The organism is Bradyrhizobium hipponense, from assembly GCF_008123965.1.
GTDB lineage: Bacteria > Pseudomonadota > Alphaproteobacteria > Rhizobiales > Xanthobacteraceae > Bradyrhizobium > Bradyrhizobium hipponense.
Window position 1 is genome coordinate 1 of sequence record NZ_VSTH01000004.1, and the last position, 22275, is coordinate 22275.

26 protein-coding genes, 1 tRNA gene and 2 pseudogenes are annotated in these 22275 nt (G+C 60.2%); 14 read left to right on the plus strand and 15 right to left on the minus strand.

Features of this window, described 5'->3' with window-relative positions:
• Positions 1-214 precede the first annotated feature (214 nt).
• The gene (gene chpT / locus FXV83_RS00415) at positions 215-868 is read right to left on the minus strand and encodes a histidine phosphotransferase ChpT (RefSeq protein WP_148736692.1); all 654 of its coding nucleotides are present in this window, start codon (positions 866-868) and stop codon (positions 215-217) included.
• Between the two features lie 203 nt (positions 869-1071).
• On the opposite strand from chpT, the gene FXV83_RS00420 reads away from it, so the two are divergent.
• Positions 1072-1896 carry a 3'(2'),5'-bisphosphate nucleotidase CysQ family protein gene (locus FXV83_RS00420; protein WP_148736694.1) on the plus strand — a complete coding sequence of 275 codons (825 nt, stop codon included), beginning with the start codon at positions 1072-1074 and terminating at the stop codon, positions 1894-1896.
• Between the two features lie 27 nt (positions 1897-1923).
• Here FXV83_RS00420 and FXV83_RS00425 read toward each other — a convergent pair whose 3' ends face one another.
• Entirely contained in the window at positions 1924-2409 is a 486-nt protein-coding gene (locus FXV83_RS00425) for a YHS domain-containing (seleno)protein (RefSeq protein WP_148736696.1), read from the minus strand.
• Positions 2410-2548: 139 nt separating this feature from the next.
• Here FXV83_RS00425 and FXV83_RS00430 point away from each other — a divergent pair, with 139 nt between their 5' ends.
• From FXV83_RS00430 to FXV83_RS00445, 4 genes are all read left to right on the plus strand, one after another.
• Positions 2549-3154 carry a DUF1134 domain-containing protein gene (locus tag FXV83_RS00430; protein ID WP_148736698.1) on the plus strand — a complete coding sequence of 202 codons (606 nt, stop codon included), beginning with the start codon at positions 2549-2551 and terminating at the stop codon, positions 3152-3154.
• A 120-nt stretch (positions 3155-3274) separates the two neighbouring features.
• Entirely contained in the window at positions 3275-4573 is a 1299-nt protein-coding gene (locus FXV83_RS00435) for a coiled-coil domain-containing protein (RefSeq protein ID WP_148736700.1), read from the plus strand.
• A gap of 156 nt (positions 4574-4729) precedes the next feature.
• Positions 4730-4804: transfer RNA gene (locus FXV83_RS00440), tRNA-Val, on the plus strand.
• Positions 4805-5822: 1018 nt separating this feature from the next.
• Positions 5823-6215: an avidin/streptavidin family protein gene (locus tag FXV83_RS00445; RefSeq protein ID WP_148736702.1), complete on the plus strand. Its 393-nt coding sequence runs from the start codon at positions 5823-5825 to the stop codon at positions 6213-6215.
• Positions 6216-6384: 169 nt separating this feature from the next.
• Here the strand turns inward: FXV83_RS00445 and FXV83_RS43750 are convergent.
• Both FXV83_RS43750 and FXV83_RS43755 read right to left on the minus strand, forming a co-directional pair.
• Positions 6385-6531: pseudogene (locus tag FXV83_RS43750) on the minus strand (integrase core domain-containing protein); the annotation flags it as partial.
• A gap of 734 nt (positions 6532-7265) precedes the next feature.
• Positions 7266-7478, minus strand: coding sequence for a hypothetical protein (locus FXV83_RS43755; protein WP_235939265.1), 213 nt, complete (start codon positions 7476-7478; stop codon positions 7266-7268).
• Between FXV83_RS43755 and FXV83_RS45315 the strand changes: the two genes are divergently transcribed.
• Positions 7407-7784 carry a phospholipase C/P1 nuclease family protein gene (locus FXV83_RS45315; protein ID WP_430648918.1) on the plus strand — a complete coding sequence of 126 codons (378 nt, stop codon included), beginning with the start codon at positions 7407-7409 and terminating at the stop codon, positions 7782-7784. The two genes, FXV83_RS43755 and FXV83_RS45315, sit on opposite strands and share 72 nt — an antisense overlap.
• Here the strand turns inward: FXV83_RS45315 and FXV83_RS00465 are convergent.
• The 3 genes from FXV83_RS00465 to FXV83_RS00475 all read right to left on the minus strand — a co-directional run bounded on the left by FXV83_RS00465 (position 7733) and on the right by FXV83_RS00475 (position 10207).
• Positions 7733-8374 carry a hypothetical protein gene (locus FXV83_RS00465; RefSeq protein WP_148736706.1) on the minus strand — a complete coding sequence of 214 codons (642 nt, stop codon included), beginning with the start codon at positions 8372-8374 and terminating at the stop codon, positions 7733-7735. The genes FXV83_RS45315 and FXV83_RS00465 overlap by 52 nt on opposite strands.
• Positions 8375-8525: 151 nt before the next feature.
• On the minus strand, positions 8526-9596 hold the full coding sequence (locus FXV83_RS00470; protein WP_148736708.1) for a ComEC/Rec2 family competence protein: 1071 nt from the start codon (positions 9594-9596) through the stop codon (positions 8526-8528).
• Between the two features lie 236 nt (positions 9597-9832).
• Entirely contained in the window at positions 9833-10207 is a 375-nt protein-coding gene (locus FXV83_RS00475; protein WP_148736710.1) for a phospholipase effector Tle1 domain-containing protein, read from the minus strand.
• Here FXV83_RS00475 and FXV83_RS00480 point away from each other — a divergent pair.
• From FXV83_RS00480 to FXV83_RS45325, 5 genes are all read left to right on the plus strand, one after another.
• Positions 10116-10415 (plus strand): hypothetical protein, encoded by a 300-nt coding sequence (locus FXV83_RS00480; RefSeq protein ID WP_148736712.1) that lies wholly within the window; start codon positions 10116-10118, stop codon positions 10413-10415. The genes FXV83_RS00475 and FXV83_RS00480 overlap by 92 nt on opposite strands.
• The gene (locus FXV83_RS00485) at positions 10399-10926 is read left to right on the plus strand and encodes an MbcA/ParS/Xre antitoxin family protein (protein ID WP_148736714.1); all 528 of its coding nucleotides are present in this window, start codon (positions 10399-10401) and stop codon (positions 10924-10926) included. The genes FXV83_RS00480 and FXV83_RS00485 overlap by 17 nt, the downstream gene beginning before the upstream one ends.
• Complete coding sequence (locus FXV83_RS00490; RefSeq protein WP_148736716.1) at positions 10923-11591, plus strand: RES family NAD+ phosphorylase; 669 nt, start codon at positions 10923-10925, stop codon at positions 11589-11591. Before FXV83_RS00485 ends, FXV83_RS00490 begins: the two co-directional genes overlap by 4 nt.
• A 148-nt stretch (positions 11592-11739) precedes the next feature.
• A complete protein-coding gene (locus FXV83_RS45320) occupies positions 11740-11970 on the plus strand; it encodes a recombinase family protein (RefSeq protein WP_430648919.1) in 231 nt (76 codons plus the stop codon).
• A gap of 151 nt (positions 11971-12121) precedes the next feature.
• Complete coding sequence (locus FXV83_RS45325; protein ID WP_430648920.1) at positions 12122-12394, plus strand: recombinase family protein; 273 nt, start codon at positions 12122-12124, stop codon at positions 12392-12394.
• A 493-nt stretch (positions 12395-12887) separates the two neighbouring features.
• On the opposite strand, the gene FXV83_RS00500 is transcribed toward FXV83_RS45325, so the two are convergent.
• On the minus strand, positions 12888-13343 hold the full coding sequence (locus FXV83_RS00500; protein ID WP_187435557.1) for a helix-turn-helix domain-containing protein: 456 nt from the start codon (positions 13341-13343) through the stop codon (positions 12888-12890).
• 430 nt (positions 13344-13773) lie between these two features.
• Between FXV83_RS00500 and groES the strand changes: the two genes are divergently transcribed.
• Positions 13774-14088 (plus strand): co-chaperone GroES, encoded by a 315-nt coding sequence (gene groES / locus FXV83_RS00505; RefSeq protein ID WP_148736721.1) that lies wholly within the window; start codon positions 13774-13776, stop codon positions 14086-14088.
• Positions 14089-14173: 85 nt separating this feature from the next.
• Positions 14174-15814, plus strand: a complete 1641-nt coding sequence (groL, locus tag FXV83_RS00510; protein WP_148736722.1) for a chaperonin GroEL — start codon at positions 14174-14176, stop codon at positions 15812-15814.
• Positions 15815-16194: 380 nt separating this feature from the next.
• Here the strand turns inward: groL and FXV83_RS00515 are convergent.
• From FXV83_RS00515 to FXV83_RS00530, 4 genes and pseudogenes are all read right to left on the minus strand, one after another.
• Positions 16195-16685, minus strand: a pseudogene (locus FXV83_RS00515) (transposase); the annotation flags it as partial.
• An 11-nt stretch (positions 16686-16696) separates the two neighbouring features.
• On the minus strand, positions 16697-17218 hold the full coding sequence (locus FXV83_RS00520) for a hypothetical protein (protein ID WP_148736724.1): 522 nt from the start codon (positions 17216-17218) through the stop codon (positions 16697-16699).
• A 188-nt stretch (positions 17219-17406) separates the two neighbouring features.
• Positions 17407-17721: a helix-turn-helix domain-containing protein gene (locus FXV83_RS00525; RefSeq protein WP_148736726.1), complete on the minus strand. Its 315-nt coding sequence runs from the start codon at positions 17719-17721 to the stop codon at positions 17407-17409.
• 117 nt (positions 17722-17838) lie between these two features.
• Positions 17839-18261: a hypothetical protein gene (locus FXV83_RS00530; protein ID WP_148736728.1), complete on the minus strand. Its 423-nt coding sequence runs from the start codon at positions 18259-18261 to the stop codon at positions 17839-17841.
• A gap of 141 nt (positions 18262-18402) precedes the next feature.
• On the opposite strand from FXV83_RS00530, the gene tnpA reads away from it, so the two are divergent.
• The gene (tnpA, locus tag FXV83_RS00535) at positions 18403-18822 is read left to right on the plus strand and encodes an IS66-like element accessory protein TnpA (RefSeq protein ID WP_148736730.1); all 420 of its coding nucleotides are present in this window, start codon (positions 18403-18405) and stop codon (positions 18820-18822) included.
• A 126-nt stretch (positions 18823-18948) separates the two neighbouring features.
• Here tnpA and FXV83_RS00540 read toward each other — a convergent pair whose 3' ends face one another.
• From FXV83_RS00540 to FXV83_RS00550, 3 genes are read right to left on the minus strand one after another with little or no spacing between them, the layout of a single operon-like run.
• Complete coding sequence (locus FXV83_RS00540; RefSeq protein WP_148736732.1) at positions 18949-19962, minus strand: tyrosine-type recombinase/integrase; 1014 nt, start codon at positions 19960-19962, stop codon at positions 18949-18951.
• Positions 19959-20873 carry a tyrosine-type recombinase/integrase gene (locus FXV83_RS00545; protein WP_148736734.1) on the minus strand — a complete coding sequence of 305 codons (915 nt, stop codon included), beginning with the start codon at positions 20871-20873 and terminating at the stop codon, positions 19959-19961. The genes FXV83_RS00540 and FXV83_RS00545 overlap by 4 nt, the downstream gene beginning before the upstream one ends.
• The gene (locus tag FXV83_RS00550; RefSeq protein WP_235939266.1) at positions 20873-21991 is read right to left on the minus strand and encodes a tyrosine-type recombinase/integrase; all 1119 of its coding nucleotides are present in this window, start codon (positions 21989-21991) and stop codon (positions 20873-20875) included. Before FXV83_RS00550 ends, FXV83_RS00545 begins: the two co-directional genes overlap by 1 nt.
• Positions 21992-22275 lie beyond the last annotated feature (284 nt).

The following is a 22275-nucleotide window of genomic DNA, read 5'->3' on the forward strand; positions in this document are numbered from 1 at the left end:
CCCGCAACAGATCATCCATGAAAACAGGCCTTCATACAGGGAGGGCGCGCACGCCGCGTGATGCGCCTTGCAGAATGGGGCCAGCTTCACTGCAAAGCGTTTAATATTGGTTGAGTATGTGCAAAAGAACGGAACCAACAAAGAGATAAGGCGCTCCGGACAAGCCGAAGCGCCTCATAAAGATTCGATTAACGTCTTAAGAGCGGCGGCGCGTTTACGAAGCGGTAACGGTGATGGCTTCGCCTTCCGGCGCGAGCCGCACGGTCAGTCCGCAGGCCTGCGCCAGGAGCCTCGTATAATAAGGTTGGATCGCGTGCGCGTCTGCTGCAGGCCCGCGCTCGCCGCTCAGGAGTTCGGCGATGTTCTGCGGCAGCCGCGCATTGTGGCCTTTCGCCGTGATGCGAAAGCTCATGGTTTCACCCTCGCCGATCGGATCGATCGTTAGCATGCCGCCGCGCGGAATCGTGTGCTGGGCGACGACCAGCATGTTGAGCAGCAGCTTGACGCGATTCTTCGGCAGCAGCAGCCGCGGCAAATTCCAGGTGATCGTGCACTTGCCGTCCTCGATATGGCCGCGCGCCATGGTCTGCGCATCGCCGAGATCGATCTGCGCACCGGAGGAGCCGGCTGCGCCGAAGGCGAGACGGCAGAACTGGAGGCGAGCGGAGGCCGTCTTGGCGCTCTTGCGAATCAGGTCGAGCGCGAACTCGCGGTCCTCGGGCTTGGGATCGTCGTCCAGCACCTCGAGCCCGTTGACGATGGCGCCGACAGGGCTGATGAGATCATGGCAAACCCGCGAGCACAGCAGCGCCGCGAGTTCGAGCATATCGGGAGCAGTAACAGTAGCGGGTGACGAAGCGTCAGACATAAAGGGGTCCTGGAGGGTTCCTGGAATTGCACGGTGCGGACGCGGCGAATCACGCATGCTTGACGAGTGGCCGCGGTTCTAACATTCGCAAGCCGGTCGCAGCTAGCTTGCGATAGGTTCGAAGCGGCAATAAGCCCAGGGCGCATCAATAGCGATCCGATGGCGAATCAACCGAGAGAGCGAGACTTGCCGATGAATGAGGCATGCAGGTGAGGATCATCGACGGCAAAGCCGCCTCCCAATTGATGGAGCCGCTGACGGCGCTGGTGGTGAAGGCGGGCGAAGCAATCCTCGCGGTCAACCGGGCGGCGATGCGGGTCGACGGCAAGCAGGACGGCTCGCCGGTCACCGAGGCCGACCTCGCCGCCGACCGCATCATTGCGGATGGCCTGGCCCGGCTTGCAGGCGACGTGCCGACGCTCTCCGAGGAACGGACCCAGCTCGCCTGCCCGCCGTTTCGCGACAGCTTCTTCCTGATCGATCCCCTCGACGGCACCAAGGAGTTCGTCGCCGGCCGCGACGAGTTCACCGTCAACCTCGCCCTGGTGACCCGCGGCGTGCCGGTGCTCGGCATCGTCGCCGCGCCCGCACTCGGGCTGCTCTGGCGCGGCATCGTCGGCCATGGCGCCGAGCGTGTAGCATTTGACGGCGCTATCATGGGCGCCGCCGAACCGATCCATACCCGCGCGCTGCCGAAACCGGGCGAGACCTGGATCGCGGCGGTGAGCCGCTCGCACGGCGATCCGAGGAGCGAGGTGTTCATCGACAGCCGGCCCAATGCGGTGCGAAAGACGGTCGGCTCTGCCGTGAAGTTCGGCCGCATCGCGGAGGGCAGCGCCGACATCTATCCCCGCTTCGGACCGACGTCGGAATGGGACGTCGGAGCGGGCTGCGCGGTCGTGACCGCGGCCGGCGGCCGGGTGACCGACGGCAAGGGTGGCGAGCTCAAATTCGGCGAACGCGGCGATACCGGTTTCATCATCCCGGAGTTCATCGCGTGGGGCGACCCGCAGGCGGCAAGATTCTGAAGTGGCAAGACTCTGAGGTCGCAAGACCTACTGGCTGAGCTTGTCCTGCATCGCCGGCCAGCGCTTGCCCACTTCATAGAGAAAGCGCTCCGGATTGGCAGCGAAGGCGTCGCGATTGGCTTCGCGGCTGAACAGGTAAAGCCGCTGCGCCGCGATCACGAAGAAGCGGGGATTGCCGGCGTTGGCCACGCCGCGAGCGATATCGGCCGGATCATAGCCGCCGAATTGCGGCCCGTAGATCTCGGGGTGGGCCAGGAAGGAGGCCCGGTTGCCCTCGTTCCGAAAGCGCCAGACCGCCCCCCGCAGGTTGGCCTCGAACTCCGCCGTGCCCGGCTCGGCGCCGCCGTCGACGAAATAGGCCACGGGGTCGAAGCCCTCGATGGCCACGCCGCTGAAGCGGTTGACGACGATCCGCTCGGTGGTGGCGGCTTCTGCCGACACCACGGCGAAGGCGATCCAAATGCCCGTTAGCAGGCAGACCAGAGGGCTGATCAAGGCGATTCCGGGGCGCAAAGGGCTATCTTCCTGCCGTTGTGCCGTCATAGTTGCTGCGGATAACATCCGAGTCGAGGGGACATTCGGCGCAACCTAGGGCCGTGCCTGTTGGCGTCAGGTTAAGGAAGCGACCGGATTCGATACCAGGGGTTCTTTTATGACTTTCGCATCACGCCTTGCTGCGGTCGCGCTTGCCGCGCTGGTTGGCTGGATCGCCCCGGCTTCAGCCCAGCAGGCGCCGCCGCCCGACCTGCCGCCGCCGCAGCGGACCCCGACGCCGAGCACCTATGGACCGGACGAACTGGTGAACGCCGGCCACCGCTTCTTCGGCAACGTCTCGCGCGGGCTCGCCTCGATCATCGAGAAGGCAGTCAGCCAGTGGGGTCTGCCGAACGGCTATATCCTGGGCGAGGAAGGCTCCGGCGCCTTCGTCGCCGGCCTGCGCTATGGCGAAGGCACGCTCTACACCAAGAACGCCGGCGACCTGCGCGTCTACTGGCAAGGCCCCTCGCTTGGCTTCGACTGGGGCGGCGACGGCGCGCGGACCATGACGCTGGTCTATAACCTGCCCGCCACCAATGCGATCTACCAGCGCTTCGCCGGCCTCGACGGCTCGGCCTATATCATCGGCGGCTTCGGCATGACGGCGCTCACCGCCAACAACATCGTGCTGGTGCCGATCCGCTCGGGCATCGGCCTGCGGCTGGGAGCCAATATCGGCTATCTCAAATATACCCCGCGCGCGACCTGGAACCCGTTCTAGGACTTCCTGCTCCCGTCTGGTTACGGATCAAGGTTAACGACGGAGCGGGGCTGGCTTTTTGCCGGCCCGCCATGGCATGGTCGTTGGTAAATTTTTCCTTAGCTGTGGGAGTTCTGGCCGATGGTCGAACCGATCATGTACCTGGCGATCGGTTTCCTGCTTTCGATGCTGTGCGGGCTTGCGATCGTGCCGCTGGTGCATAACCGCGCTGTGCGCCTGACCACGCGGCGGCTGGAGGCTGCGACGCCGTTGTCGATGGCGGAGATCCAGGCCGACAAGGACCAGCTCCGCGCCGAATTCGCCATGTCGGCGCGGCGGCTCGAAATGAGTGTCGACCAGCTCAAGAACAAGACCACGAGCCAGCTCGCCGAGCTCGGCAAGAAGAGCGACGCCATCAACCGCATGAAGATCGAGCTCGGCGAGAAGAACGCCACGATCTTCGCACTCGAGGCGCGCGAGAAGGCGGTGAAGGAGCAACTGCGCGCCACCGAAGAGGAGTTCAACGCCAAGACCGAGGCGTTGCGCGGCGCCGAACAGGCCCTGAGCGCCAAGCAGGGCGAACTCGCAAAAATCAATTCCGAGCTGTCCGACCGTTCGATGATGGCGGAGAGCCGCCAGGTCGAACTCCTCGCGGTGCGGGCGCAGATCGAGGAATTGAAGAACCGCGTCGGCGATGCCGAGAAGGAGTTTGCCGCGACGCAAGCGCGGCTGGCGCAGGAGCGCACCGAATCCGAGACCGCCTCGCGCGAACTTGCGGATGCGCGCGGCCGTGTCGAGAATCTGAGCCAGCGTGTCACTGAGCTCGATCGCCAGCTCATCGTGCAGGTCAAGGAGGCCGAGATGCTGTCCGGCCGCGTCGCCGACCTCGAAGCGCGGCTCGCCACCCAAGGCAAGCTGCTCGCCGAGCGCGACTATGAGAACAACCAGCTCCGCCAGGCCAATGACGGCAATGAGCGCACCATCAAGGAATTGCGCGTCGAGATCGCCGCGCTGAGCGGCGGCAAGTCGTCGGCTGCGCTCGAAGCGCTCCGTGCGGAGAAGACCGCGCTGGAGGAGCAGCTCAAGAGCGCACGCGACGAGCGCGCCAAGCTGCAGCGCGACATCAATGCGATCCAGCAGCAGGCGGAAAGCTCCTGGGCTACCGAGCGGATGGAGAACGCATTGCTGCGCGAGCGCATCAACGACATCGCCGCCGAGGTGGCAAAACTCGCGATGCAGCTCGAAGGCCCGAACTCGCCGATCGAGGCGCTGCTTGCGGCCGAGGCGGGCCAGCCTCCGAAGCAGGTCTCGCGCCCGGCCAATGGCACCGCGGCGAATGGCGCGGCCGCAGGCACCCTGCCGGAGGGCGGCGGAACGCTCGCCGAGCGCATCCGCGCGCTCCAGGCCCACGCCTCTCGCGCCCGCCAGCAGGGCGCGTGAGCAAGCCCAAATCCGGTTTCCCTTGCGAATTGCGTGATCTGGGCAAGGTTTTGCCGCCTCGGGGCGCCGCAAAACTTGACACAAGTGGCTCGCACTTCTAAATCGCGGGCTCCGAGTACCGGCCGGCCCAAGTCCGGCCGTCTGCATGATGGTCCCGGGCGCATAGCTCAGCGGGAGAGCGTTCCCTTCACACGGGAGAGGTCCAAGGTTCGATCCCTTGTGCGCCCACCATTCGCCCTTTGATCTCAGTCACTTATGGCTTACATTCCCTTTCCGTGTGCCCGAAAAAAGTCGGGGCACAGTGTGGGCACTGCGCCATGCCCGCCAGGTGATCGCGACAAAACGCAACCGCCATGAAGCGGCCGCGATTGTGCGACCAACAAAGCGCCCCACTCTAAGAACTGAAAGCATAGCTGCACGTGCAGCGCAGTCCGGCTGTCTCGTCATTGGGGCGGCAAGCCGATCGACGCGATGCTGTGCTGCAAGAACATTCATAAACGGGCCCATGTACGACAAATAGGACCGGCGGAGCGCGCGCTGGCGCTGCCACCGGCGAACCGGCCGAAAAAGGCCGCCGACAATACCGCGGGCGGCCCTGCGGGTTCAAAATGCGAATCGTGAATGAATGTAGTCCAGCCCCGGTGACAGCGATCCTAAATTGAAAACTCCTCATTTCCTAGTTTTACGGTCTTGGAAACCTAACGCAGCTCTTGCGAACCTCAATTCAAGTCGGCGACGTATCGAGTGTGTGTCGCCGCGATTGCTGCAATTGCCGGTGCGGGAACAACGTCGTACCTCCGAAAGAATTGAGTCGGCGTCTCCTAGCCGTCTTTGGCACAGCGACGTAGGTGTCCGCTGTGCGCCTATTCGCGATGAGTGGACTCGGTGCTCCTAAAACGGGGTGCCCCACTCCATGCAACTTTGGACGCGCCGCACTTCAAAATAGCCGAGCATCTGCTTGGATGACAGGCGGCACGGGCGCGCGACAATAGCCCGACTTCGCCGCGATCCGGCGCGATTTGGCGCATATAGGCCGCATCCCGACGCCGAACGTAAGGTAAGGATGAGGCGACTCGCCTTGAGCTTCACCAAAAGTCTGCTGCAAGTGAATGGAACGACGGGCGCGATCGAGCTGACGTACGGTTTGGTCGAAGGATTTTTGGAAAGAGAAAAAACTGCCTAAGCCGCTGTATCAGCCGAGCACACGATCTACGTTGCACCGTTTAAGCGACCTCTTTGGGGTTTCAATATGAAGAGATTTCTGGGACTTTTGCTTATCGCTCAATTTTTCTTTCGTTCCGGCGAGGTTATGGCGCAGGAGCTCTCTGCTCCTTCATACTGGAAGAACGAACGGGGTTCGGAACTGTTTATCTGGTCCGCCAATAACGGGGCAATACAAGGGACCTTCACAAATCATGCTCAAGGATTTGCCTGCCAGGGCATTCCATATCCTGCATCCGGAGCTATTGGTCCAACTGGCTTGTATTTTGTTGTTACTTTTGCCCAATGCAATTCCTTTACTCGCTGGGTCGGAAAAACCAACGGTTCTCAAATGCCTGCGTCATGGATGCTGTTCTACGTTGATAAGAACGGTAAGCCTAGCAAGTTGAAGGGCGCAGATATATTCACGCGCGTATGGTAGTTTCCCTTGGGATCGTGAGCTAATGGTCTGAGCCCCTCGCTTCATCAGCAATGGGGAGCGTCCCGGTGACATTTGAGCCCATCGGCCTGGTGGAGCAACGGGGCGGGGCGCGGAGCCCTCTGCATAGCGCAGCGTCTCCCCCCCGTTGCGGCCCAGGATCGCTGCGGTTGGCGTATTCGGTCGGTGTGAGGTTGCCCAGCGCACTGTGCTGCCGGGAGTTGTTGTAGTCGTCTTTCCAGCTTGCCAGCACGGCTCGAGCCTGCGCGAGCGAGGTGAATAGCGTCTCATTGAGAAGTTCGTCGCGCAGGCGGGCGTTGAGAACTCTTGGACGTCTACACGCGCGGCCCTTTCGGTGAACTCGTGATAAGTGACGCAAGCCAACGGAAGGCCAAGAACGAAGGCATCCAGCGATTGATCCTACGATTGAAATCCGCCGCGGTATTTCTGTCGCTAACGAGGACCGGACGCACGTTTTCGGCATAAAGGACCTGGTTTCTTGCCCCAAGAGCAAATGCTATGATTTTGGCGCTTTGCAATTTATTGATCCGACACACCTGAGATGAGCCCTTTCATAGTTGCGTTACAGCTCTGCGAGTGATCTATCGATATGCGTGGACTCCTGATCGTTCTCACGGCTTTCGTGATTATGTTGGCGGCTCGCGGCCAGCACCAAAGTGCTTTCATCCCGCGCCCGACCGCGCCCATGCCGCTGGTCAATGTGCCCTAGCGTCATGCTGTCTGCTGTAAGCAACGTCATCCAATCCAGGATCTTGCGAATGGCTCGTGATGCTGCTCAGGCTGACGTTCCGATCTGTACCGTGGCCAGCAACTCCTCGGCGCCAGCCTGGAGGCAACTGGGTCATTCCGTTATCGCGGAACTGGCGCAGCGGCACCTGAGTCCTGGCGCACAAGCCCAGCTCAAGTGCTGATCGGGGACAGCTCTCTGGCCGCGATCTCGACATGACTACAAATTCACAGCAGAAGGAAAGAACACGTTCGGTGGCATTTCGTTGATATCGATGTCGAGCGTTCGACTTATGACGCCGGAATCTATTGCAAGCACGTGGGCAGACAAGGCTCCTGCATCGTTAAAGGCTTCCCGGCAGCCATCGCAGCCCTGAAAGACAAGTCGAGCTCCAAAGACAACAGGTTGCGGGCGCTAAAAATCTCGTTGTCCATCTTGCCGGAGATCTGGAGCAGCCGCTGCATGTGAGCGAGCGGAGCGGCGATGAAGGCGGCAACAAATTGTATGTCGTGCTTCACGCCAAAGGCTCCAATGGGACGGCACACAGCAGGCCATCAACATTCCACAGCATGTGGGACGACTCTCTTGTGGACCTGCAGGCATATTCATGGGGAAGTCACGCGGACGCGCTGGATGCCAATCCGTTCCCGACGGCAGACGCGGCTCTATATGATGAAGCACGCATTGCGGCTCGGGCAACCTCGTCGACCAATCGCTTCAAGAAGCGCTTTCGGAGGTCGGCGGATGTTGTCGGTGCAATCACTTCTGAGATTCAGCTTGCCGCCTTTAGAGCAAGCACGGTATCTATAAAGCGAATGCCATAATTCCTTGCAGCCATTCCGCTCGCTACAAACTGGGCCAGGAGAACTGTCAGATAGAGTAGCGCTGTCTTGTAAGTCTGCATCGCAACAACACCGGTTCCGCCAAAGACGATCAGAAGCATGAAAGCGATGCCGGCATAGTCGCGCGTCAGCAGAAAAAGGCGATGAACGTGTAGGACGCGCGGATCCTCCTCTACCGACTTGTAAAGCCTGTACCAAAGAGCATTCTGCTCGGTCGGAGTTGCTGGAAACGGTCCGACTTTTGTCTTCAGCGTCGTAACGTCGATCCGCGGATCGCGATGAAGATAGTAAGAGAACGCCCGACATCCCGGCAAAGGATCGTGCCAACGCCAAAACACCAGTCTGGCCTTGGTTTGAACATCGAGCACACCGTTGATCACGCTGATAAGCACGGCTCCCAGTCCAGCAGGTATGAGCGCCTGCCAATGCTTGAGCAGTTCCTCGTATTCGGCCGCTAGGAACTGGTCCGTCTTGAGCGCAAGGGCGAAGATTGCAAAATTGACAACGAGGATCGTCATCAATGGGGAAGTGTTTTGCTCCTTCAATTTCTCCTTCGACTCTTTTTTAATCATCGTTTGTGCTCATTTGGGTCGACTTGTTCTGGAAACGGCTTCTGGAAACGGCGCAGAACAAGCGAGGGACGTGCTCGCTGTCTTCGACAGAAACGAACACCAGCGCGACCGGGCTGGCTCCGCCGCTCTCTCAGGTGAACGCAACAAGGTCTCAGTCTTCCTGTTCGTCCGGATACGGCAGACAATCTGCGGCGCTGTAGTCATCGCGCTGCGGAGCATTCTTGGAGGTCCGCTTGTTGGATCCTTCGGTTGAGATGACATGTGCACCACGATGGTGCATAGCGCGGACAACGGATTTGCGGGGATGATCCTCATCGGCCTCGGCCGCGCTTATCACGGCGGTGAAGGTCGTCTTCCCGCCCTGTGCCGCCTTCTTTTCACCCAATAGTTGATCCAGCAAGTCGGTCGAAACGTTGTGGCGTCCACCGTGGTGAGGAACCTGAAATCGATCGATGCCAGGCAAGGTCAGTCCGGCCAACGGCGCATAATCGATGACTTCTTTGAGCCCGGTGCGTCCGGTATCGGCGGTGAGCAGGATTTTGCATCCATTGAGATAGGCATACTGAACGACGCTCATCTCATTTTCGTTGCTCGTCTCGCCCGCCGGAAAATATTCGTCGCCCCAAGCGGCTTTGGCAAGCGCGGCCGCCTCTTTGGCCACACGAACAACCGCGTCGCGTGCCATTTCGAGCAGCCCTTTCTCCTGGGGGGTCTTATCCGAGGAGACAATCAGATCCAGAAAGCGCGAACGTGTCGGAGCCATCACCCGGAAAGCGCCAATCGTGCTACCCTGAAATGGCGCATAGATAGGGATATTCTTTCGTAAGGCGATCTCTTCGAGAGCGGCTAGATTCGAGTAAGCTTCCCTTAGCGCCTTCTCCAGTCCATCGGCTGTTGTGAAGCGCTTGAATCGAGGAAGAAGCTCAGCGGCAAAGACCCAAGGTCGCAGCATCCAGAGCACGCCGACCTCACAGTCTTCCAGGACTCGCTGGAGACCTCCGGCGTGGTCGCCGTCATTGTGGGTCGCAACAACATGGTCGATCCGTTTCGGACTCCCATAGTACTTGTTCAGGAAATTGATGACCTTCTCGCCAGTCGACTGGTAACCTCCATCGACCACGTGAATGAACGTCTGACTGTTCAACTCATAGCGGATGCAAATGGCATCACCGCTGCTCTTCGCTTCAACATCTAAAAAATCAATCTCAAAAAAGTCTGTCAATCTTCTTTCTCCAACGGCTTGGCGCGACAGGCGCCAGAATTCGACTTGAGTACCCGGTGGTGCCGGACAGGAGCAGTGGCGCCAGCGCTTCTGCTTCCGCAACCAGAATAGCCTTTTGACAAGGGCAGCGACGGTCCGCCCTCCCGCAGCCCCACAACTCACATCAAGGACCTACGCCGACCCGGCAGACGCTGAGGCGCATCCTGCATCACAGCCCTGCTGCAGTGCGTGCCTTTTCATTCGTTGGAGCGCAGCTTATCTTCGTTAGGTTTTCGAGAATGCATTTTCCCTGCACGAATCATGGAGAACGACTTCCCGCTGGTGTGTTGATTCTGCGCAGCAGGCCGGGTTGCTGCCTTGGAATATTTAAGCAGCCACTTTTCCTGGTCAGTCAGCTTGCTGGTGTCTCCCGACGCCTCGATCTCCTTCAGCTTCCAGATGCTTTGCTCGTTTCCCTTCTTGTAGCGGTCAACCAGTTCGGAGACGCCGATAGGTGAGCCTGCTTTCAGGATGCCATCGATGGCGATCAATCCAGCTAGCGCTCTCGCTGTAAATACGCCGCGGCTGAAGCCGAAAATGAAAATTTCATCGCCATCGTTGTTGTTCTCGATGAACCACTCGTACTCGACTCAATTAAAAGTAGTTTTCAAGCGAACTGACAACTTGTTGGACGAGAACGGCGTCGTTTTGCGGCAGGCCCAGGCTGACCATGGACCAATCATGGCCAAGCTGGAACCCAAAGCCAACGGCTTGCAATTTGTCCGGATTTGGACTATATCCAATTTTGACAATGGAACAACCTATGTTAAACAAACGTAAGCCGAACCCACTCGAGGCAGTAGAAGGCCCTCAGCGTCTTGATAAGACACGATTTGCTCCGGCCAACCGAAGGCGGCTCAGCGCCCCAGCTTTACGGACCTTCCTCGCTATCGCGGATCTGTGGGGATTGACGGAAGATCAGCGCCTCCTGGTCCTGGGGTATCCATCCCGGTCTACTTACCATAACTGGTGCAAGCAGGCGCGGGAGCACGGCGCTTTCACCCTTGATGTGGACGTTCTCACGCGCATTTCAGCGGTATTCGGTATCCACCAAGCGCTGGGGATCCTCTTTCCCCAGGAGCGGCTCGGCGTTGACTGGCTGCGGAGTCCACATAACGAGGTCGTCTTCGGTGGACATCCGCCGCTCGACCTCATCACCAATGGCTCTCAAGATGGGTTGCTCTCGGTGCGTCGTTTCCTCGACGGCGCACGTGGCGGCCTCTACATGCAGCCGAACACGATAGACGAGGCCTTCACGCCTTACGATGACAAGGAGATCGTCTTCCGGTGACGGACGTTTTCGCACCCTCGCCGCAGCCCGCCCATCGCCTAATCCCCTCACAATTTCCTCCCATCGGGCTGTTCGATACGGTCGCGACGGCGGCCGATCTTTCAGCGGTGATGGAGCTCGTCGGTTGGACGAACGACCGTCTGGTGGCCGAACGTATCGATCGGCTACCGCCGCGCGAATGGGTATATGGTGCACCCAACTCCAGCATCGTCATGGCAGCCTTTCTCCACGTCGCTCCCGGCGGAATGAGGTTCAACGGGCCGGAGCTTGGCGCCTGGTATGCGGCCGATGATATTCGCACGGCGGCTGCCGAGGTCGGTCATCACCTGCGTCGCGAAGCGGCTGCTCGCAACGTGGCCACGATGAGCCGGACTTACAGGGCATACACCGCCACGCTGCTCGGGGATTATCTCGACATCACAGGGCAGCAACTACGCCCCGACGTGTATGCGAGCGAACGTTATGATGCTTCGCAGAAGCTTGGCGAGGATATTCGCGCGTCAGGTGGCGCGGGGCTGCTTTACGACAGCCTACGGCGTCGCACCGGTATCAACGTCGTAGCGCATAGACCGCGCAACATCGTAGATATCATGCAGACGGACCACTTCGAAATCACAGTCCAAGCAACAGCACGCATGATCGACGTGCGACAACTATCTAAATGAGTAATAAATCCGACCGAGTTGCCGCACTGCCTATGTCGTAAATTTGGCATGATCTGATGACGCAGTTAGTTTCCAATCAAGCCGAAGCGCGCAAGTTTTCGCAAGACGCGAAAATGCGATTCGGCACGCGAGGACCAGAAGCCGTCCGATCCACGCGATTTCCGGTGCGTCGCTTCTGCGTGCCGGCGTCCAAGCGCTTATTACCGACGCCTTGCGCGGGCGGTTTCAAGTGGTGCTGGCGGAGGCGATGGATCGTCTCTCACGAGATCAGGAAGACATCGCTGGCGTGTTCAAGCGCATGGCCTATGCCAACGTAAAGATCGTCACTCTATCCGAGGGTGAGGTTACGCACTGCATGTCGGCCTCAAGGGCAGGATGAACGCCCTCTTCCTCAAGGACCTCGCCGACAAAACGCGCCGAGGCCAGCGCCGGACGCGTTGCGCTTGGCAAATCTGGTGGTGGCAACTCCTATGGCTATGGTGTTGTGAAGCAATTCAATGAAAGCGGCGAGCCGATACGTGGCGTATCGCATGATTAATTCTGAGGAAGCTGAGGTGGTTCGCCGTATCTTTCGCGACTATGTCGTTGGCAAGTCGGCGAAGCGGATCTCTGTTGAGCTAAATAGGGACGGCATCGCGGCGCCCGGCGGCGGCAATTGGGGCTTCAGTACCATCAGTGGCAACACCAAGCGTTGCAACGGGATCTTGAACAACGAGATGTATATCGGCCGAGCTCATGTTTTGAGGCGACCCGGATGTGGCGCAGGACCGAACGAGCGAACTTGGAGAAGAAGCCCTCGATGAGGTTGAGCCACGATCCGTGCTTGGGAAGGTGAACTCGAAGCGCCCGCTTGGTCGGGTAGCGAGCCAGGCTCTGGTTTCTCTCGAGATGTGCGCGGAATGATTGTCGAGGATCAACTTGATCGTGGTGCTCCTCGGATAAACGGCGTCAAGAAGTCTGAGGAGTTTGATGAACTCGCGGCTGCGGTGGCAGTCTCTGACGAGAGCGTGGACCTTGCCGGTGAGCAGATCAATCCCAGCCAACAGGCTGAGCTCGTGCCGTGCCGTTTATATTCGTGGTCGCGCGCAAAGCTGGCGTGGATGCCGGGTTCGGGCGAAATCCGGCGCCGTCGTTGCGATGGCCTGGATTCCCGGCTTTTCGTCGCACGACACGATCGCCATCGGCTTTCCCCGTCTCTTCGACTTGGCAGGGGCTTTTTTCAGAACTGCGACTATCACGATAGACGCACAGGACCTCGGCCATCTTCCGTTCGAACTCAGCATCGCGATTTTCAAGTTAGTAGCGCACCTTGTGCGGCTTGATTTCCTCCTTGCCGAGGATCTTGCACACCGTTCCCTGGACCAAATTGGCCAAGCATGCATGCCCTGCCGCCGCCCCGTGTTCGCGCGCATGGCGCGCCAACAACCGCGTCGTCCACAACTCATGTGGATAGCCGTGGTCCTTCGCCTTGTCACACGCCAACGACACCAACCAGGCTTTGGCCTCAGGCGTGATGGTTGGTTCCCTGCCGGGTCGCGGGCGATCGTCGAGGGCGGCCAGCGGGCCATCGGCCAGCGCTCGCTCGACACAGCGCTGCACGGTCTGATGATGGACTCCAAGTCTTTGGCCCACTGCGCAAAACGAAGGATTCTCGCGATACGCCAGCAGCATCTGCGCCCGCGACACCCGGCTCGCCAGTTCAGTTCTCGACCGCGAAAGCGCCGCCAATGTTGCTATCTCTTCGTCGGTCATCGCCAACTCGACCGCTCGCCGCCATCCAGCCATGATACAGCTCCTCGTTTCGCCGACCGCAAACGAGGAATCCGCCAACTACCCGTCCGTTCCACCCATTCAGCCTGCTCCAGCATCGCAGGTTTCATGGAATCGATCGCCCATCTCGAATTTAAGGTCAACGCGGCAGGGGAATTGAACTGGTCGGCGACATCAGGTCGAGAGACGTACAAACTCACTCAGAAGAAGGTCGGGTCCTCGGCGGCAAACTCGAAGAGGTGATCTGGGTAAGCCCCACAGAGATCCCGCGCGACCAGCCGATTTTCCGGCTACAAACCCTTGTTCCCTCAGAAGTCAGTCCTATTTCAGCTGCGCCCGCGTTGGCACTCGCGGGCAATGATTGCTAGCAATCGTCAAATCATCAGCTAGTGTAAATGCTTAGGAGATCTGCATGGAATTCCGTCCGCTTCACGACCGCGTCGTGGTCAAGCGCATCGACGCAGAAGAAAAGACCGCTGGCGGCATTATCATTCCCGACACTGCCAAGGAAAAGCCGTCCCAGGGCGAAGTCATCGCCGTCGGGCCCGGTGGCCGTGACGAGGCCGGCAAGCTGATCCCGATCGACCTGAAGGTCGGCGACCGCGTGCTGTTCGGCAAGTGGTCCGGCACCGAGGTCAAGATCGACGGCCAGGAGCTGTTGATCATGAAGGAGAGCGACATCCTGGGCGTTCTCACGGACGCGTCCGCCAAAAAGAAGGCCGCTTAAACCATCGCTCGCACCGCTCATCCTGAGGAGCGCCTGCTGGGCGTCGCCATGGGTGAGACCAAGTAAAATATTCAGGAAAACCCACATGTCAGCCAAAGAAGTCAAGTTCGGCGTAGACGCGCGCGACCGCATACTGCGCGGCGTCGAAATTCTCAACAACGCGGTCAAGGTGACGCTCGGTCCGAAGGGCCGCAACGTCGTGCTCGACAAGTCGTTCGGCGCTCCCCGCATCACCAAGGACGGCGTCACCGTCGCCAAGGAGATCGAGCTCGAGGACAAGTTCGAGAACATGGGCGCGCAGATGGTGCGCGAAGTCGCCTCCAAGTCCGCTGATGCGGCCGGCGACGGCACCACCACCGCAACCGTGCTCGCGGCTGCGATCGTCCGTGAAGGCGCCAAGTCGGTCGCCGCCGGCATGAACCCGATGGATCTGAAGCGCGGTATCGACATGGCTGTGGAAGCCGTGGTCGCCGACCTCGTCAAGAACTCCAAGAAGGTCACCTCGAACGAGGAAATCGCCCAGGTCGGCACGATTTCGGCCAATGGCGATGCGGAGATCGGCACGTTCATCTCCGACGCCATGAAGAAGGTCGGCAACGAGGGTGTCATCACCGTCGAGGAAGCCAAGTCACTCGAGACCGAGCTCGACGTCGTCGAGGGCATGCAGTTCGACCGCGGCTACATCTCGCCCTACTTCGTCACCAACGCCGACAAGATGCGCGTTGAGATGGACGACGCCTACATCCTCATCAACGAGAAGAAGCTCTCCTCGCTGAACGAGCTGCTGCCGCTGCTCGAGGCCGTGGTGCAGACCGGCAAGCCGCTTGTGATTATCGCCGAAGACGTCGAAGGCGAAGCGCTGGCCACCCTCGTCGTCAACCGTCTCCGCGGCGGCCTGAAGGTCGCGGCCGTCAAGGCGCCGGGCTTCGGCGACCGCCGCAAGGCCATGCTGCAGGACATCGCGATCCTGACCGGCGGCCAGGCGATCTCGGAAGATCTCGGCATCAAGCTCGAGAACGTCACGCTCAACATGCTCGGTCGCGCCAAGAAGGTGATGATCGACAAGGAGAACACCACGATCGTCAACGGCGCCGGCAAGAAGGCCGACATCGAGGCGCGCGTGTCGCAGATCAAGGCGCAGATCGAGGAGACCACCTCGGACTACGATCGTGAGAAGCTTCAGGAGCGTCTCGCCAAGCTCGCGGGCGGCGTCGCCGTGATCCGCGTCGGCGGCGCGACCGAGGTCGAGGTGAAGGAGCGCAAGGACCGCGTAGATGACGCGATGCATGCGACCCGTGCGGCTGTCGAGGAAGGCATCGTCCCGGGCGGCGGCGTCGCCCTGCTCCGTGCCTCCGAGCAGCTCAAGGGCCTGCGCACCAAGAACGACGACCAGAAGACCGGCGTCGAGATCGTGCGCAAGGCGCTCTCCGCGCCGGCCCGCCAGATCGCGATCAACGCGGGCGAGGACGGCTCGGTGATCGTCGGCAAGATCCTCGAGAAGGATCAATACGCCTACGGCTTCGACTCGCAGACCGGCGAATATGGCAACCTGGTCTCCAAGGGCATCATCGATCCGACCAAGGTGGTCCGTACCGCGATCCAGAACGCAGCCTCGGTTGCGGCTCTCTTGATCACCACGGAAGCCATGGTCGCCGAGCTGCCCAAGAAGGGCGGCGCCGGCCCGGCGATGCCTCCGGGCGGCGGCATGGGCGGCATGGACTTCTGATCCAACTTTGTCTGAAGTGAGATCCCCGGCAGAAAAAAGCCGGGGTCTTTTTTTGCTTGCCCTTTTTCAAGTTCGTTATTCTAATCTCGTGCAATGCGCTCTGCGGAAATGACGATCAGCAGTTGCTCAAGCCATGTAGACGTTCTGCTTGAGATTTTGCGAGTCTGCTGGGTAGGCATGTCACCGGGAGGACGAGCGGGTGGTCGCCGTTTAGCACAGTCTTTCCCTGCTGCCTCAACATCGGCGGCTGGTCAAAGCGAAAACCTGAGAACGGGCGGTCGCGGTAGCCCAACCATTGGCGCTACTGACTTAAATAGCATCGGTTCCCGCGCTTATCCATCGCTGTAAACGGATGCGCGGCTAGTACCTCGGCACAGTGATTATGACTCTTTGGGCGTGATGGGATAGGCGTGGCTCATTTTGGCGCGGGCTTTTTCGGTTGTGAACATCCATTTGATGCGTGCACCGGCGCCGTTGCGTTGCTGCTCCCAAGCGGCAATTTAGCTGATGAGGCGGCCGGAATCATCGATACGGCGGTCCAGGCATTGGCCGCGCAGGACGCCGATCTCGATATCTACCATGTTGAGCCAGCTGGCGTGTTTGGGGGTGTAGTGGAACTCGAGGCGGCGCAGAATGCGTTTGGCCTCGGCGGGCGGGAATGCCTCATAGAGGGCGCCGGCCGAGTGGGTCGACAGGTTGTCCTGCACGACGCGGATGCACGCGGCATCGGGATAATGGACATCGACGAGTTCGCGCATGCGTTGGGCGTAGTCTTCGGCCGCTCGGTGACCTTGACCTTGCGCCAGGGCCTGTTCACATCGAGGCAGACGAAGAGATTGACGGTGCCATTGCGGCGATGTCCCCGATCGTGCACGCGTTTCGCTAAACGCCCCTTGACATTCGATCCAGCTCGTCCGCAACTAGCTTCTCCGCATTAAAGTTCTCGTTGGACTGACAAAATACGTCCTCGGCGGTGTGAGCCATGGCCTCTAGCGGACTTTGGCGATACCCATGTTTCTGCAATCCATCGGCGTACGTCGCGAGAAACCTTTCAGGACCAAGCAATCGCCACTGCACAACATGGACTAATTCATGAAAGTGGAGCCGCTCACTCGACGCAGAGCGACGCTTTACGAAGAATGTGTCCAGGTACGTAATACCGTCGTAATCGCCGTTTTCGAATTCGGCGAACTGGCTGAGTCCTAAAGATGATAGTGGCGGCATCGGAACCCGTTCGACGACGGCGACCTTGGTCGACGATAAGAGATTTCCGCTGAAGTATTGCGACAGTCTCGGGAATCCAAGCGAACTTACGACCCTTACTTCGTTCGAATGTGCTTGTAGTGTTTGATGAATCCAACCGATTACGTGAGGGTATAGTGCTTGGAACTGTTCCGGCGTCATGCGCGCTTTCCCCGAATTTGGAGTTTGGGAGAGTCGATCAAACCTAGCATAGAGCTATGCGCGCCGCCCCCTGGAGCTTCGCCTTTATTTTAAAAATGCATTCCCCTACTGCGTATTCTTAATATGGGTCTCATTCATTGGGTCTCATTAATAGAGGAGCGGACATTTTTGTCTGCGCCAGAGCGGACCTATCGTACCATTCTGGACCGGACATTTTTGTCCAGTCTGGACCGGACATCGGAAGTCACCGTGAGATTCAGTTCATAGATGTTCGTTTTGCCGAGGCCTCGTCTCTGGATCGTGAGCAGCCCATTTGCTTCTAGGGCCTTGAGGTTTCGACGGACACTTCGCTCCTCAAGCCTATCGGCAAGACGGCGTTGTCCGGGAAAGCAGTAGTCGTTCTGCCAAGCGTATGAAAGCAGCATGGCGGATGTCATCTTGTCGCCGGGGCTGAGCTTCTTAGATTTGAGAAGGAAGTTCGGTACCTGCGTGAAGCCCATCATCGACGCCAAATCCGCGCCATTCAGGATGATGTTGCGCTATTTGAGTATGTCGCCGATCGGGCGCGGATCCATGCCTGAAATTATACGCTATGTGCGGGCTGCGTGGCTGTTTATCCCCTACTCTCCCGTTCCGGTTCGGATGTCGCGAATGAAGTCTGCGCTCGGCGCGCCCAACAACGGCGTGAGCATTTTCTGAAGCCCCGCGATCAGGTGATTTGTCTCTCGAGCACGTTCGGTCAACTCCCCTATCTGCTTATCCTTGACCACGACCTGTCCACGCAAAAACTCAAGTTCACCTTCAAGGCGTGCGACGTAGCGCGACTCGTCGGGGCTAGTCGCGACCTGTCGCGACTGGTCGTCGGTGGTTGCGCGACTAGCCTTCGGAGGATCAACTTCTAGTTCTGTGGCGACTGTTGTCGCGACCTGTCGCGGCTCGTCGAGACCAGTCGTGACCGGTCGCACCTCTTCAATGTATGCAATGTGCTTCGCGACGGAGGTCGCGGTGATGACATACTTCTCGCCGATGGCCAGGACGAGCACTGGCGGTGACGTGATTCAGGCCGCAGTTGATGATTGGTCACTACCAGCGGATAGTAAGCGTAGCGCCGCGGCCGTTCAGATTGTTTGTGCGCGGTCTTGGGAGCACCGTTAGAAGAGTCATCTTCTGCAAGGGTGCTCACAATGGACGACCATTCGGACGACATAAGACGACCGTCGCCGCGTATCGAAGTGTATACTGGTGCAGGTCGAAAGCGCTGGCCGGACGATTTGAAGGCACAGATTGCCGCGGAAAGCGTCGAGCCGGGCGCGATTGTCGCAGATGTCGCCCGCCGCCATGGCTGCCGGCCCCAGCAGGTGCATGACTGGCGGCGCCGAGCGCGTTTGGGCCAGTTGGTGCTGCCGGCTTCGGCGGATACCTTATCGTTTGTGCCTTTGGTGTCGGAATCGTCGCTACCCGCGGCTGCGGAGCCCTCCGTATCGGCGGAAGCAGCTGTTGTTACGGTCGAGTTCCAGGGTGCACGGGTAGAGGTACGCGGGACGCCTGGCCTTGCGGTGCTAAGTGACGTGTTCATGGCTCTGCGACGGACGCGTTCATGCTGACGCCAGCCGCGGGCCTCACGATTTACGTTGCGACCCAACCTGTGGACTTCAGAAATTATGTGGAGCCCACGATTATGCTGAGTGCGCGGCGGGAAGTTGCTGCCCGCCGCGGTTTTCTCGTATGTCTCACTCCGCATAATTCCGCTTGCGTCCGGCCGCGCTCAGCATGGCCAGGAGCTTGTCGGGCGCCCGGAAGCGGCCGGGCGACAGCATCGGCGGCGTCATGGCGGCGAGCGCTTCGAGCTTCTCCGTCGGATCGGCGCGAAGGTAGACCTCAGTGCTTTGCAGGCTGGCGTGTCCGAGCCATAGCGAGACTTTCCGGACGTCCCGGGTCGCCTGAAGCGTATGCATGGCGCAGGTATGGCGCAGCACGTGCGGACTGACGCCTTTGCCGGCGATCGACGGTGCTCTGCGAGCGGCGGTGGCGACATGCTTGCTCAGGATGTATTCAAAGCCTGAGCGGGTCATCGCCTGTGCACGGGCGTTGCAGAACAACTCAGGAGCGCCGCTGACTGGGCGCGCTTTAAGCCAAGCCTTCACAGCTGCGGCCGTCTCCTTCCAGAGCGGCAAGACACGTTCACGTCGGCCCTTGCCCATGATGTGCACGCTGGACATGGTCTGGCGGTCGATCTGATCGAGCCGGAGACCGACCAGCTCCGACACGCGCATGCCTGCGGCGAAGGCCAGATGCAGCATGGCTCGATCACGGATGCCGGACGGGGTGCTCGCGTCTGGCGCGTCTAACAGAGCCTGCAGCTCGTCACGGGTGAGATAGCCGACGAGCGCCTGATCGGTCTTCTTCATCGGGATCGCATGGATCCGACGTGATTGGTCGAGGCTGGATGGCACCCTGTATTCCAGATAACGGAAGAACGAGTTTATCGCAGCGAGCCGAGCATTGCGGGTTCGCGCCGAGTTGCCGCGCTGCTTCTCTAGATGCTCCAGGAATGCCAAGATCAGCGGCGCGTCGAGCCGTTCGATCTCGATCTTCGATGGCTTGAGCTTGAGCCGGCCGGCGGCAAATTGAAGCAGTAGCTGGAAGCTCTGCGCGTAAGCCTCGCAGGTATGTTGGCTCGCCCGGCGTTCTTTGGGCAGGTGCTCGCGCAGGAAGCTGCTCAGATAGGGGGCGAGCGCGGTCATGCGGCACCTCCAATCAGCAATGCCTCGCCGGCCTCGGCGATCTGGCCCATCAGGACCGGTGTCGCCTGCAAGTACCAATAGGTGTCGGTCACGTGGGCGTGGCCGAGGTAGGTGCTGAGCGCCACGATATGGCGGGCGACCGCAGCACGATCGTGGCGGCACTGCTCTAGCGAGCGGACCGCGAAGGTGTGGCGCAGATCGTGGATGCGCGGATCTCGCCCCGAGTACGCGCCCCTGAGATTGGTTCTATCGAGGAGCTGCAGGAAGATGCGTCGCACGGTGTTGTAGGGCAGCGACTGCCCAGCAACCGATACGAAGAGAGGGCGATCTGTGGTGGTCAGCGACCGCCGGGCGACCAGATATCTGTCGAGCGCCAGCCGAGCTGTTGCGTGAAGCGGCAACAGCCGGCTCTTCTGGAACTTGGTCTGCCGGACGACGAGCCCATCGACAGTCACATCGTCGATCTGCAGCGCCAATGCTTCTGCGATCCGCATGCCGGTAGCGGTGAGCAGGCCGAAGAGCGTTGCGTACATGGTCGGTCTGATCGAGCCCGCCGGCCGGAGTGCCGCCGCAGCGCGAAGCAATCGTGCGATCTCGTCCGCACTATAGATATACGGCGGTCGCCGCTTGACGACGGCGTGGCCGAGTGCATCCGCCGCCGGAACCTGATGGCGCGGATTCTCGGCGTGCATCGCCAGCGCGAACCGCCGCACGGTAAGCAACCGGTTGCGGCGCTGCTCCGGTGACGGCGCACGTGCGGCCCATGCCAGGACCCGGGCATTTCTGATGTGCCGGTCGCCGTGCTCTTCGGCGAAGCCGACGTAGCCCCTCAGCAGGATTTGCTGGACGCGGAACTCGAACCCCAGCGACTGCTGCTGGTCCACATATTTGGCAAGATGTTGACTCAGCATCACGCATCTCCCGGCCAGGGCTGCGCGATCTGCAGCAGCATCGTCACGTCGACTTTGGCATAGTGCGCGGTCATGTCCGGCGAACGGTGGCGCAGCACGGCACCAACCGTGTCGAGCGTCGCGCCGCCTCGCAGCATGGCCGTCGCGGCCGAGTGTCGAAGCAGGTTGGCCCCATTCGACGGAGTGGTGATGCCGGCCTTTCGTATTGCACAACGCACAACGTCAGAGACTGCACTCGACCTTGTCAGTGGCCGGATTGGTGCATTCGACATGAAGAAGATTCGACCATCGACGACGTGCGGCCGGGCTTGATCCAGATAAGCAAGCACGGCATCACCGGCGTCTTGCGGCAATGGTAATCTTGTTTCCCGGCGCCCCTTGCCGCGAACCGACAGCGTCGCTTGTTGCCAATCAATATCGGTGAGACGAAGAGAAAGAATGTCGCCGGCCCGCAAACCCAGTCGCGCCAACAGCAGCAGGATCGCCCGATCACGCATGCCAGTCGCCGTGGTCTGATCGCACGTTGCAATCAACACCTCGACATCTGACGAGCCGATGTATCGCGGCAGCGACGACAAGCGCCACTGCGGAATGATTGGCACGGCCTGATCGAGTCCCGCTCGGCACAACCCCCGCGCGCTGAGGAACCGCAAAAATCCTCTCAGCGCCATTGTCATCGTCTTCACATAGGCGAGCGAGACCCGTTTCGTCTCTGCAATGATCACGTTGCGAATGAGCTGGGCATTCCAACTTCGCGGCCTGATGCCAAGCGCCGGGAGCAGCCGCATGACCATGCGACCGTGTCGATCTATTGTCAGCTCTGTGACGCCGCGATGCTGTCGCAGCCAGTCCTGGAACTCGACCACACGCCGGTCGAGCGTCGGTGATGCGAGCTTCGGCTTGCGCTGGACGATCCCGCACTCGCCGAGAAACTCGACGAACCGGCGCACCCGCCTCACGTACTTCTCGGACACGCCCTTCTCGCGACGGATGCCGGGGCATCGACAGCGATGCCGAGCGAACCGATCGGTGACACCATCATCGATGTCGGCGACTGCGATCTTGGCCAGCGTCAGCCATTGCGCGAGGTGACGGGCTGCGGCGTCATAGCCGCTCACCGTCAAGCTCGCATGCCCCAACCCCGTCAGGTGTCGTGCGAACTCCGTCACCAGCGGGGCGAGATCGCCCGCGTCCATGCAGCGCTGCCCGTGGCGGTGACTCTCACTCGACTCGGCCATTCGTTGTCTCCCTTTCGTTGCCATCGAGGCAGGAAGGGAGGTCTCAGATTATGCGGAGTGAGGAAGAGGGCACCAGGAACTAAACTGTTGATAACGAAGCGGGTCTCGGATCGAACGGCCGCGCACTCAGCATAATCGTGGGCTCCACATAATAGAGAGCGTTT